Genomic DNA, 12,134 nt, shown 5'->3' on the forward strand with positions numbered 1-12,134 from the left:
CATGCTGGCCGCCGACACAGCGACGTCTTGCCCAGGGCGCAGCGCCCGACGCCTGAGCAGCCTTCTCGCCGCCTTGCATAATGTTCGCATCCTTCAAATCGGCATCGTGTTGGCGGGCTTCGGGCTGCGCCTGGGGATGCTTGAGGGCTTCGCCTTGCATCCAGATGAGGCGATCTACGCTTACTGGGCGCTCTATGGGCTGCGCGTCGACCCTCTCTTTTTGCAGGTTTGGCCGGACAAGCCGCCCCTTTTTCTCTGGCTGCTCGGCGGCTTTTTCATGGTCTTCGATGCAAGCGCCACGGCGGCCCGCATTCCCAACATTTTGTTCAGCACGCTTTCAATCGTCCTGGTCGCCGCGCTGGCGCGGCGCTGGTGGGGCGCGCGCAGCGCTCTGATTGCCGCCGCCGCCATGGCGATCAATCCCTTTGCCATCAGCTTTGCGCCCACGGCTTTCACCGACCCGCTGATGGTGATGGCCTGGCTGCTGGCGCTGTATGCCGCAGCGCAAGGACGCCCCCTGTGGGCCGGCCTCTGGTGCGGGGTCGCCATCATGACCAAACAGCAGGGGGCGCTGCTGGCGCCTGCCGTGCTGCTTCTGCTTTGGGAGACGCAGCGCAGAGGCGATTGCGTCGCTTTCTCCCGGCGAACATGCCTACAACTTGCCGCCGCCGAGACGGCGCGCTGGCTGGCCGGCCTGCTGCTGGTCGTCGCCCCCATTTTTTACTGGGACAGCCTGCGCTGGGCCGTGGCTCCTTCGCCGTGGGACCTGGGGGCGCGCAACGCCGCCGGCTTGGGCCTGGCTGCGCCGGAGACGTGGCCGTCCAGGCTGCTGGCGTGGGCGGGACTGCTGCGCTATCTGCTCGGCTCGGAGGGGACGTGGGTTCTGGGCGCAACCGTCCTACTTGCAGCTGCGCTCGCCTTGTTTCGGCGGCGTACGGTCTTGCGTCGAGCGCCGGCTGCGCTCCTGGCGCTCTGGGGCGCAGGATTTTTGGCGCTGCACCTTGTCTCCGCCGTGCAGGTGTGGGACCGCTACCTGCTGCCCCTGGCGCCCATCGTTGCGCTGTTGACCGGTTTCGGCGTCGGAGAATTGCTTGAGAGGCGACGGATCAACGCAGAGACGCAAATACATAGAGGCGCAGAGGTGGAGCGAGATCGGCGTGCACGCAGGGCCGTGCTCTTGGTTGTTCTCTGGCTGTTGGTCAGCGTCGGGCCGGCGCTGCACGCGGCGCAAGGGCGACTGCCGATCGGCGGGGATCGGGGCGGCTACACCGGCGTCGAGCAAGCGGCGGCGTGGCTGGAAGTGCAGGCCCAGGACGCCCGCCCCGTCGTCTATCACCGCTCGCTCGGTTGGCACCTGCAGTTTCTGCTCTTTGCGCCTCTTCAGGAGGGACGCATCGAGCTGCGCTGGGTTCCGAGCGCAACCCAACTGGCCGACAACGCCGCCAAGACGCCGCACCGCCCGCTTTACTGGGTGGAGGCGGAGTGGGCGCCGGAGGGCAGCCTGGCCATGCACCTGGCCACGCGCAGGCTGGCGCTTCAAGAGCGCCAGCGCGTGGGCCGTTTTACGGTGTACGAAATTCAGCGTCAGGAAGCAGGCGACGCCGCCTGGCGTCTGTGCCGTATGGCGAGACCGCCCGCATGGACGACGATCTTTTCCTCGGCGGCGTCGGCGGAGGTGAATCGATGACGCCACCGCCGCGCCTAGGTTTTCGTTCGTTTCTCGCCCGCCATGGGCCGCCTGCCGCGCTTCTGGCCGGCTTTGTCTTGCTCCTCTATGGCAGGCTGCTCTTCACCAATCGCGTGCTGGCCGGCGGCGATATTCAACTCTATTTTTACGCCTACTGGGACTATGTCGGCGCAACGCTGCGCGAGGGAAGGATTCCGTTTTGGAATCCCTATCTTTTCCTCGGTGCGCCGTTGCTGGCGAATCCACAGGCCGCCGTGCTCTATCCGCTGCACTGGCCCTTGTTTGCCGCAGGCGGGGACGCGTTTCCGGTCACCAAACAGCTCTACTGGAGCGCCGCCTTGCACACCTGGCTGTTGGGGCTTGGGGCCTATGCGCTGATGCGCTTCTGGGGCTATGCCACCGCCCCGGCGCTGGTGAGCGGGCTGACGCTGGCCGGCAGCGGTTTCGTCGGCGGTCTGATCGGCCACATCAACCAGCTGAACGCCTCCGCCTGGCTGCCGTGGGCTGCGCTCTGCCTGGCCTGGGCGCGGTCTCACGCATCTGGAGAGATCAACTGGCGCATCAGCCTGCGCGCCGCCGCAGTTTTCGGGCTTCTAACTGCGCTGATGCTCCTGGCCGGACACACGCAGAGCGTCTTCATCAACCTCTTTACGCTCGGCGTGTGGAGCCTGTGGCCGCACAGGATAGAGCGTCATGACTTAGAAGCGCAGAGCGCCTTCTCGGCGCCCAAATGCAAACGGTTCTCCGCCCCCCGCCTGTATTTGCGCTCCGTCTCTCCTCTGCTTCTGGTCTACTTTCTGGGAATCCTGCTTGCAGTTCTGCTGGCCGCGCCGCAACTTTTGCCCACGTTGGAGCTGAGCCGTCTGGGGCTGCGCAGCGGCGGCCTCACCTTCGCCGAGGCGACCAGTTTCAGCCTCCAGCCGTTGGCGCTGGGTTGGACGCTGCTGCCATCCTACGGCCTGGTCGATCTCGGCGCCGCGTTCGATTCTCCGGGATACACCGAGTTCGTGGCCTACGTCGGCCTGCCGGGCCTGGCGCTGGCGATCCTGGCAGCGTGGAAAGGGAGCGGGCCGGCGCGCAGCTTTGGACTGTTCTTTGCAGCGCTAGGGCTTTTTCTGGCGGTAGGACGCTGGAATCCTGTGTATTTTCTGCTCTATCATGGGGTTCCCGGCTTCGATCTCTTTCGCGCGCCGGCGCGCTGGATGATGTTGTACACCTTCGGGGCTGCGATGCTAACCGGAGCAGGGTTCGCCCTTCTGACGCAGCAGCGTCCTCGCCTGGCTTCCTCTGCGCCGACGACGGTTCTGATCGGGCTGATTGCGGTCGATCTGCTGCTGGCCGCGCGCAGCCTTCCCCATGCGCATCCGACTGCGCCGCAGGCCGTCTTTGAAGTGCGCACTGCGCCTGCGCATCTGCTCACCGACCCTGCGCGCCTCTCCTCCGAGCCGGCGGCGGCGCCTCGCTTCCTGGGCATGAGCACGATCACCTACGATCCCGGCGACATGGTGGACTATCGCCGGGCGTTTCTGGAAAGCGACCCGCCTCAACTCGACGCGCGCACTTTTCATGATCTGGTGATCGCGCAAAAGGTGCAGGAATTGCTCGTTCCGAATCTGCCGCTTTTCTGGCGCATTCCGGCGGTGGATGGCTTCGACGGCGGCGTGTTGCCGCTGCAGCGCTACATTCGCTTCGCCGAACTGCTCATTCCGCCGGAGCGCCTGGTGCCCGATGGCCGGCTGCGCGAGCAGATCGAGACGATGCCGGACAGCCGCCTGCTCGCAATGCTCAACGTCGCCTACGTCATCACCGACAAGGTGCGCGACCTCTGGTTCGAGGACGTTTTCTATGACCGCCAGATCGGCGCCGACCTGCGCCGGGTGAACGGGGCGTTGACGATCGAAGCCCCCCTGCCCTTTGAGGCGACGCACGTGGACCTGATCGGCTACGTCGCAGGCGACGCGACGGCGCTGGCCGGCGCGCTGCGCACGGTCGCCTGGCTTGACGTCGTCGCTCGAGACGGGGACATGCAGCGCATTGCGCTCACCGCCGGCGACGTCGAGGGCGCGCACTTCGCCGATGCGAGGCTGGACAGCCCACTGGCGGCGCGCAGCCGCGCCGTCGTCGCCTATCGAGACGTCGAAGGGGGGCGCCAGGAATATCGGGCGCGGCTGCCGCTGGCGACGCCCACCGAGGTCGAGGCGCTGCGCGTCGAGCCGGTCGCCGGCCCGGTCAGCCTGGTGGTGCAGGCGGCGACGCTCTATGACACCCGCACGCGCATGTTCACGCCGCTGCTGCCGAGCGATCGTGGACGCTTCCGGTTGGAGCACAGCGGGGACGTCAAGGTGTACCGCAATCTGGACGCGTTGCCGCGCACCTATCTTGCCGGCGAGATGATGGCGGTGGACAATTTCGAGGCTGCGCTCGCTGCGCTGCGCAACCTTGCCGGTCGCGTCGCCGTGGTCGAAGGGACGCTCGACGGCGCCCAACCCGCCGGCGCGCAGGATCGCGCCGAGATTGTCGAATACACGCCCGAACGCGTGCGCATCCGCACACAGAGCGCGCAACCGGCGTTGCTTGTGCTGAGCGACAGCTTCTATCCTGGCTGGTCGGCGACGGTGGACGGCCGGCCGGCGTCGATCAAAGCGGTGAACGGCCTCTTCCGCGGGGTGGTTGCGCCGGCGGGCGTGCATGAAGTTGTCTTCACCTACGAGCCGACCGGCTGGCGGTTGGGGCTGGGGTTGGCGATGGTCGGCGCTGCGCTGCTGGCGATGTTGCTGGGAGGGTCGGCGCTTGTTCGCAGCCGCGAGGTGTAAGCTTCGCCGTTTTGCAACCGTCAGCGCTCAGCCGCCAACGCCGTGCGAGGATCGCCGCTTCGACGCGGCGTTCGAGGCGCGATATAATCCGGCCTGGGGTCGGAGAAACCGAAAGGGCTATCGACATGAATGCATTGAACCGACTCGTCGCCACTCTGCTCTGGCTGACGCTGCTGCTGGCGATTTGGGCCGCCGCCATCGCCCCTTTGGAGATCATCGCCTGGCTGCAGCGCGGCCTGAGCGAGCTGGCGGCCTGGCTCACCGCCGTGCAAATGGAGAATCCGGTCTATTTCATCGTCGGGCAGGCGGCGGTCGGCGTCGGCGCCCTCCTGATCCTGGGCTCATTGCTCTTCTTTGAAGTGATGACGCTGCGCAGGCGCGGGGTGCGCATCCGCACGCCCGATGGAGGCGTCGCTGAGCTGGACACCCTGAGCGTGGCGCGCAGGCTGCAATGGAGCCTCGATGGCCTTGCCGACGTGATCACCGTGGCGCCTTCGGTGCGGCCGCGCGGCAACGCCGTCGACATCCGTCTGGAGATCGAAACGGCGCCCGACGTCGACATCCCCATGAAGACCGACGAGGTGGTCGAAGCGACGCGCGCCATCGTCGAGCAAGACATGGGGCTGCGCCTGGGCAAGCTTGACGTGCACATCCGCTGCGCGCCGTTCGAGACAGAGTAGCGTGGAGATGGAAACAGGGAGTGTGGAAATTCAGGCCGCCGCGCGGCTGCAGTCGCAGGAAGCGTTGCAGCCGGCGCTGGACATCGCCGCCAGGACAGCGGAGCGCATCCTCACCGCAGAGAGCGAAAGCGGGGAGCTGCTCGTGCGCGTCGGCGACGTCGCATTGCCGCTGTTGAGCGCGCTGGAAAGCCTGCTCTTCGTCGCCGATGCGCCGGTCGAGGCGGCGCAGCTGGCGCGCGTCGTCAACGCGCCGGTCGAGGTCGTGGAACGTCATTTGCGCGCATTGGGGGAAATGCACCGTGCGCAGCGTCGCGGCCTGCGCATCGCCGAACGCAATGGGCGCTTCCAGATGGTGACCGCGCCTGAGGCGGGGGAGCTGATCGAAACATTTCTCAACCTGGATGCAACGACCCGCCTGAGCGCGCCTGCGCTAGAGACGCTGGCCATCATCGCTTACCGCCAGCCGGTCACGCGCGCCCAGATCGAAGCCGTGCGCGGGGTGGATTGCTCCGGCGTGCTGCGTTCGCTGCTGCAGCGAGGGTTGATCGAAGAAATCGACCGTCTCGATGCGCCCGGCCGCCCGGTTCGCTATGGCGTGACCGACCTCTTTCTGCAGCATTTTGGCCTGACCAGCCTGCAAGAGCTTCCTCCGCTAGAGCCCCAAGAAGCTGAACAGATCGACGCCGCCATCGCAGCGATGCAGAGAAGCGCGTCGACGTCGTGAGCGGCGCTTTCCGCTTGTCCTCCTGGAATTGCCTTGCGCTTTCCCAAAGCCACCGGCACAGTTGTTCTCCGCCAGACGGCCATCGGTCAAATGATTGGGTGTCAGCTTCTTTGTTGGTACAATGTAAGTCAATGCGATCGGTGGTACACTCTTTGTTAAAGGAGAAGAGAGCGCATCAAGATCGCGTAAATAGAAGTTCCATAGTTCGGTGAAGTTTTCTCATAGAATACAACTCTCAGGAAAGCTGGCTGGAATTGACAGTTGGTATTGAATTGTCCGCAAGATTGCTATACAAATAGACCCTTGGAGGGAAGACAAGATGCGCGCCCAGTATCGCTGGATTTGGCTGCTGTTGACGGCGCTTCTGTTCAGCATTTGGTTTGTTGCGCCAACCTCGCCGGCCAGCGCCGCCGAGAAGAGCATCGTCTGGGAACGGTTCGACGTGGACATTCAGGTCAACGAAGACGGCTCCTTCGACGTAGCCGAGCATCAGCGCATTCGCTTCATCGGCGGGACGTTTCGAGAGGGATACCGGGAAATTCCCAGACGCAACTTCGGTTACCTCTCGAACTGGTCTGTGACCGACGCCGACGGCAACGTCTACATGCAATCTTCCGGCGGCGAACTTCCGTACACCTTCATCGTCGACGAGCTGGGCAGCCGCTACATGCTGCGCTGGTTCTTTCCACCGACCGACCGAACGCAGACTTTCACGCTGCGCTATCGAGTGCACGAAGGGCTGCGCTACTATCCTGGCGGCGAGCAGCTCTGGTGGAAAGCGGTCTTCGGCGATCGCCAGTTTCCGGTGTTGGAATCGCGCGTGCGCGTCTTCGTTCCTGCTCCGGCCACCATCGACGAATGGGCCGCCTACATCAATGGCGGCGACGCCCGCGAGGCAGTGACGGTGGAGCGGCTGGACGACGATCGCGCCATCGTCTTTACGACGCAGCGCACGCTGAGCGCCGGTGAAGAGCTGGAGGTGCGCGTGCAGTTCACGCACGGCGTCGTGGCCGGTTCGGCGCCTGCCTGGCAGGCCGACGCCGACGCCGAGGCCGCGCGGCTAGAGGCGGAGCAGGCTTTCCGCGATCGGTGGGGGCCGGTGGCGACCGTCATCCTCGGTGTATTCACGCTGGTGTTGCTGTTGGGCGGGCCGGCGCTGGTCTATCTGATGTGGTACAACTACGGCCGCGACAAGCCGGTGGCGCGTATCGCCGACTATCTGCCGGAGCCGCCCGATGACCTGCAGCCGGGGCTGGCCGGCGTCCTGCTCGATGAAAGCGCCGACATGCAGGACATCGTCGCCACCATCGTTGATCTGGCGCGACGCGGGGTGATCAGCATCACCGAAGTCAAAGAAACCGGCTTTTTCCGCATGGGGACGGATTTCATCTATCGGCTGGAGCAAAAAGATGCGCCGTTGGCGCCTTTTGAGCAAAAGCTGGTGGACGCTATCTTTGGGACAAAGAACGAGCGAAAACTCTCTGAACTGAAGAACAAGTTTTACAAAGACATCCCCAAGATCAAAACTGCCATGTACGAGGCGTTGGTTGAACGCGGCTACTATCGCTCCAACCCCGAAAGCGTGCGCACGCAGTTCGGATGTCTGGGCGGCGTTGCGATGGCGGCGGCGATCGGCCTCTCGTTCTTGCTGATAATCTGGTTGATTGATTTGACCCCGGCGGCGCTCTGTCCGGGCATCGGCCTCTTCGCCGTTGCGATCTCGCTGCTGATTGCAGCGCGCTTCATGCCGCGCAAGACCGATGCAGGCGCCGAAGCCGCCGCGCGCTGGAAGGCGTTCAAAGAGTATCTGCAGAACCTTGAAAAATACACCGACGTCGAGGCGCAGAAAGAAATTTGGGATCGCTGGCTGCCTTACGCCATCGCCTTCGGCGTCGATAAGGCGTACATTCGCAAGTTCGAGGCCGTCAACGCGCCGGCGCCCGGCTGGTACATCCCGGCGCCACAGCCCCACCACCCCGACGCCTATGGGCCGCGACCGCCCCGCCCAGTCGTCATCCTGGGCGGCGGGGGAGTCGGCGGTGGCGGCGAGACCGGTTCGCCTGCAGGCGGCTTGGGCGGCGGACTCAGCGAGGCCTCACGCGGGATGGGCGCCAGCTTAGCCTCCATGAGCGCAGGCCTGGGAGCGCTGCTCTCCAGCACCAGCGCCACGTTCACCAGCCGACCGAGCAGCTCCAGCGGCGGAGGCGGCTGGAGCGGCGGCGGCTCATTCGGAGGCGGTGGCGGCGGCGGTGGAGGCGGCGGCTTCCGATAGCGTATGACCTGGCTCGGTGATGGGGGCGTGTTCGTCACGCCCCCATCACCGAAAGGCGTCCAGAGCTTTCGGCCGCTGGATGGTGCACGCAGGCGCCGGAGGGAGCGGCGGAGGCGCATACCCCCGGATCACCACGACCGGGCGCCCCTCGTTGCTCTGCCCCATCAACAGGCTGGCGGCGGCGGCCAGTTCATCGACAATGCACTCCTCGCTGGAGACCAGCTCATAACCGAAGAGATCGCGCAGGCCGCGCTGGTTCCACACCGGCGGCAGGCCGGCGCAGCCGATGGCGACGCCGACCGTGCCGATGCGCCAGGCGCGACCGTGGCTGTCGTTGATGATGACGCCGGGGGCTACGCCGCTCAGCTCGGCCAGGCGACTGCGAATCGCCTCGGCGCTGGCGTCAGCGTCGGCGGGAAGCAGCGCAACCCAATCACTTTCATCATCCGGCTGGATGTTGCTGCGGTCGACGCCGGCATTGGCGCAGACCCAGCCGCTGCGCTGCTCCACCACCAACAGACCGCGACGCACGCGCAGAACCTCCTTGCTGTCGTCCAGCACCACCTGGACGACGCGCGGATCCTTGCCGACGATGGCCGCATATTCGAGCGCCAGCGGCCCCGGCTGCACGTCCGCCAGACGCACCAGCCGGCCCTCCGCCTTGCTGACGATCTTCTGCGCAATGACGAGAATGTCGCCCGGTTGCAGCGACTCGCCCATCGCCGCCAGGCGATCGACGATCAGCGCCGCCAAGTCGTCGCCGGGGCGGATCGACGGCAGCCCCGCGACGGTGAACAGATGCATGGAGGTCATGGCTTCCCTTTTCGTTGTTGCGCCAGCCACATCAGGATCGCCTCCAGCGCACCCCCGCCGATGGCGAGCGATTTGTCGGAGACGGTGAAACAATAGGCGACCTCGGCGCGCGGGTCGAGGTCGCCGATCTTCATGCCGGCGTGGACAAAGACGTCAGGATGCATCAACCCGCGCAGCACCCCGGAAAACGGCGCCAGGATGGGATGCTCTGCACCCGTCTCATCCCTCACGACGGCCAGCTCAGCGCCTTCCGCAACGCGCTCTCCAATGGTATAACGGCCGATGACATGGCCTGCGGCGGGCGCGCGCAAGACGCGCGAGGCGCGGCGCCCGACGCCTGGCAGTTCGCCCGGCTCCCCCGTGTCCGGCGCCGCGCTCCCCTGCCAGATCACCCGACCCAGATTGTGGCCGCGGTCGGTCTCGATCACGGCGTGACAGTCGACGCCCGCCGTGAAGCCCGGACCTAACGCCACCACAAGCGGGGCATCCTCCCGTCGAGTTCCGGTGTTGCGCTTCGCCATGATGGCGTCGACGACGACAGGCGGCCGCAGGCGGCGGATCGTCTCGCCATGCGGATCGACGACGACCGCAATTTCGTCCTGGGCGATCACCGCCGGCGCCTCCCCGATGAGGCAGCGCCGGCCGGTCACCTCCTCCACCCGGCAGACGCCGTCGAACACAGCCTGCGCAAAGGCCACGGTGCGACGCACCGCCAGCGGCCGTTCGATTTCGGTCATCACCACCGGAAAGCCGCTGCGATGCAGACGGACGGCGACGCCGCTGGCCAGATCGCCGGCCCCGCGGATCACAACCAGAGGAAAATCGCTTCTCATGGCGAAATTCTACCGCAGATGCATCGCCGTCGGGAAGCGACGACGAATTCCAGAAGATAAAAAATGGAAAGACCTGCACCTTGTGATCAACTTGTGAAAAATGTCCCAAACTTCTCAGGACACCTGTCACCTCACCTGCACGCCAATGCACGCTATGCTCTAAGTGTGACTGAATGCAGCGAATCTGACTGAATGCATCGAATGCAGTGAATGCATCTTCAGATGGAGTCAAAGAAAACATGACCGAATTTCTGACGACCCGGCAACTCCAAGAGATTTTGCACGTCGACCGCACGACGATCTACCGGATGGCGGACGATGGGCGCATCCCTGCGGTGAAGGTCGGCAATCAGTGGCGTTTCCCGCGACGCTCCATCGAAGGGTGGCTGAAGACGCAGAGCCCCGTCGGCGCCACGGTGCATGAGCGGACGACGACCGCCGCTTCCGACCTGCGCCACCTGATTCCGGTCGATTGCGTGCAGCGCATCCAGGACGTTTTCGCCGACCTGCTGGGCGTCATGCTCGTGATCACCGACCTGCAGGGCGAGCCGGTGACGGCGCCGAGCCATGCGTGCCCCCTCTTTGCACTGGCCGAGCGTTCACCCACTGCACGCCAGCGGTGTCGGCAGGAGTGGGCGGCGTTGGCCCAGATGCCGGACCTGCAGCCCAGCTTCAGCCGCAGCCATCTCGGCCTGCTGCACGCGCGGGGGCTGATCCGCGTAGGCAGCGAGCTGAAGGCGATGCTGGTCGTCAGCGGCGTCGCGCCCCAGCCGTGGCCGCCGAGCGCAACGGAGATTGCCCGGTTGGCCGAGTATCTGGACGCCTCTGAGGAGGAGGTGCGGAGGGCGATGGCGGCGGCCTTCGTGCTGAACGAGCTGCAGAAACAGCAGGTGTTGACCTACCTGCAGCGCATCGCCGACATCATCGCTCACATTATGACCGAGCGCAACCTGTTGTTCTCGAAACTGCGCACCATCGCAGAATTGACCCAAATCTAGTGAGGACTTGAAAGTGCGGGTAAAACGCCTGTAGCTGATAAGAAACGTCAATCAAAGGAGTTTAATATGAAACGTCTGTTGATTCTTGGCGGCGGCACCGCCGGCACAATGGTCGCCAACCGACTGGTGCATGAGCTGGATATGAACGAGTGGCATATCACGGTCGTGGATCAGGACGAGATTCACTACTACCAGCCGGGATTTCTGTTCATCCCGTTCGGAACTTACGGCAAGGCGGACGTAATGCGCCCGAAGCGCGACTTCCTGCCGCGGGAGGTGGAAGTGATCATCTCCGAGGTGCGCCTGATCGAGCCGGAGAAAAATCTGGTGCACCTGGTCAAAGAAAATCGCACCTTGCGCTACGATTATCTGATCATCGCTACCGGCTCGCGCATTGCGCCGGAGGAAACGCCCGGTTTGATGGAAGACGAATGGCGCAAGTCGATCTTCGACTTCTACACGCCGGATGGCGCGGTGGCGCTGCATCGCTTCCTGCGCACATGGCAGGGCGGCCGCCTGGTGGTCAACGTGGCGGAGATGCCGATCAAGTGCCCGGTGGCGCCGCTGGAGTTCCTCTTCCTGGCCGACGCTTATTTTCACGATCGCGGCATGCGCGATCGCGTCGAAATCGTCTATGCGACGCCGCTTTCGGGCGCCTTCACCAAGCCGATCGCCAGCCAACAGCTCGGCGACCTGCTCGAACAGAAGAACATCCAGCTGATCACCGACTTCAACATCGCCAGCGTCGATGTAGACAAGAAGGCGATCGTCTCCTACGACGACCAACGCGTCGAATTCGACCTGCTGGTCTCCATCCCCACCAACATGGGGTCGGAGGTGATTGCACGCTCCGGCATGGGCGACGATTTGAACTTTGTGCCGACCGATAAGCACACGCTCAAAGCGCGCGACTACGACAACATCTTCGTGCTGGGCGACGCCACCAACCTGCCCAGCTCCAAGGCAGGCTCCGTGGCGCACTTCCAGGTGGATGTCTTCATCGAGAATTTCCTGCGCTACATCGATGGGTTGGAGCTGTTGCCCACCTTCGACGGCCACGCCAACTGCTTCATCGAGTCAGGGCACGGCAAAGGATTCCTGATCGACTTCAACTACGACGTCGAGCCGCTGCCCGGCATGTTCCCGATGCCCGGCATCGGTCCCTTCAGCCTGTTGCGCGAGTCGCGCATCAACCACTGGGGCAAGATGATGTTCCGCTGGGTTTACTGGCACATTCTGCTGAAGGGACGGGAGATGCCTATCCCGGCGCAGATGAGCATGGCCGGCAAGTGGCAACGTTGATGCAGGCGCTCA

General features: G+C 64.6%; 9 protein-coding genes. 7 read left to right on the forward strand and 2 right to left on the reverse strand.

The window, feature by feature from the left end; translation table 11 throughout:
* Position 1: 1 nt before the first annotated feature.
* The 5 genes from Q0367_RS18720 to Q0367_RS18740 all read left to right on the forward strand — a co-directional run bounded on the left by Q0367_RS18720 (position 2) and on the right by Q0367_RS18740 (position 8,176).
* Entirely contained in the window at positions 2 to 1,687 is a 1,686-nt protein-coding gene (locus Q0367_RS18720; protein WP_298984090.1) for a glycosyltransferase family 39 protein, read from the forward strand.
* The gene (locus Q0367_RS18725; protein WP_297629643.1) at positions 1,639 to 4,500 is read left to right on the forward strand and encodes a YfhO family protein; all 2,862 of its coding nucleotides are present in this window, start codon (positions 1,639 to 1,641) and stop codon (positions 4,498 to 4,500) included. Before Q0367_RS18720 ends, Q0367_RS18725 begins: the two co-directional genes overlap by 49 nt.
* A 125-nt stretch (positions 4,501 to 4,625) precedes the next feature.
* Complete coding sequence (locus Q0367_RS18730) at positions 4,626 to 5,180, forward strand: hypothetical protein (RefSeq protein WP_297629646.1); 555 nt, start codon at positions 4,626 to 4,628, stop codon at positions 5,178 to 5,180.
* Between the two features lie 7 nt (positions 5,181 to 5,187).
* Positions 5,188 to 5,904, forward strand: a complete 717-nt coding sequence (scpB, locus tag Q0367_RS18735; protein WP_297629649.1) for an SMC-Scp complex subunit ScpB — start codon at positions 5,188 to 5,190, stop codon at positions 5,902 to 5,904.
* A 319-nt stretch (positions 5,905 to 6,223) separates the two neighbouring features.
* Entirely contained in the window at positions 6,224 to 8,176 is a 1,953-nt protein-coding gene (locus Q0367_RS18740; RefSeq protein WP_297629652.1) for a DUF2207 domain-containing protein, read from the forward strand.
* A gap of 45 nt (positions 8,177 to 8,221) precedes the next feature.
* Here Q0367_RS18740 and cofE read toward each other — a convergent pair whose 3' ends face one another.
* A complete protein-coding gene (cofE, locus tag Q0367_RS18745) occupies positions 8,222 to 8,989 on the reverse strand; it encodes a coenzyme F420-0:L-glutamate ligase (RefSeq protein WP_297629656.1) in 768 nt (255 codons plus the stop codon).
* A complete protein-coding gene (gene yqeB, locus Q0367_RS18750) occupies positions 8,986 to 9,822 on the reverse strand; it encodes a selenium-dependent molybdenum cofactor biosynthesis protein YqeB (RefSeq protein ID WP_297629659.1) in 837 nt (278 codons plus the stop codon). The genes cofE and yqeB overlap by 4 nt, the downstream gene beginning before the upstream one ends.
* Before the next feature lie 239 nt (positions 9,823 to 10,061).
* Between yqeB and Q0367_RS18755 the strand changes: the two genes are divergently transcribed.
* Together Q0367_RS18755 and Q0367_RS18760 are read left to right on the forward strand one after the other, a co-directional pair.
* Positions 10,062 to 10,820 (forward strand): PocR ligand-binding domain-containing protein, encoded by a 759-nt coding sequence (locus Q0367_RS18755; protein ID WP_297629662.1) that lies wholly within the window; start codon positions 10,062 to 10,064, stop codon positions 10,818 to 10,820.
* 66 nt (positions 10,821 to 10,886) lie between these two features.
* Positions 10,887 to 12,122 (forward strand): NAD(P)/FAD-dependent oxidoreductase, encoded by a 1,236-nt coding sequence (locus Q0367_RS18760; RefSeq protein ID WP_297629665.1) that lies wholly within the window; start codon positions 10,887 to 10,889, stop codon positions 12,120 to 12,122.
* Positions 12,123 to 12,134 lie beyond the last annotated feature (12 nt).

Origin of the sequence: uncultured Caldilinea sp. (genome assembly GCF_937128415.1) — a bacterium.
GTDB lineage: Bacteria > Chloroflexota > Anaerolineae > Caldilineales > Caldilineaceae > Caldilinea.

Coding starts and splice junctions, on each gene's coding strand:
- Q0367_RS18720 (WP_298984090.1), top strand. CDS start 2: ATGCTGGCCGCCGACACAGCGACGTCTTGCCCAGGGCGCAGCGCCCGA.
- Q0367_RS18725 (WP_297629643.1), top strand. CDS start 1,639: ATGGACGACGATCTTTTCCTCGGCGGCGTCGGCGGAGGTGAATCGATG.
- Q0367_RS18730 (WP_297629646.1), top strand. CDS start 4,626: ATGAATGCATTGAACCGACTCGTCGCCACTCTGCTCTGGCTGACGCTG.
- scpB (WP_297629649.1), top strand. CDS start 5,188: ATGGAAACAGGGAGTGTGGAAATTCAGGCCGCCGCGCGGCTGCAGTCG.
- Q0367_RS18740 (WP_297629652.1), top strand. CDS start 6,224: ATGCGCGCCCAGTATCGCTGGATTTGGCTGCTGTTGACGGCGCTTCTG.
- cofE (WP_297629656.1), bottom strand. CDS start 8,989: ATGACCTCCATGCATCTGTTCACCGTCGCGGGGCTGCCGTCGATCCGC.
- yqeB (WP_297629659.1), bottom strand. CDS start 9,822: ATGAGAAGCGATTTTCCTCTGGTTGTGATCCGCGGGGCCGGCGATCTG.
- Q0367_RS18755 (WP_297629662.1), top strand. CDS start 10,062: ATGACCGAATTTCTGACGACCCGGCAACTCCAAGAGATTTTGCACGTC.
- Q0367_RS18760 (WP_297629665.1), top strand. CDS start 10,887: ATGAAACGTCTGTTGATTCTTGGCGGCGGCACCGCCGGCACAATGGTC.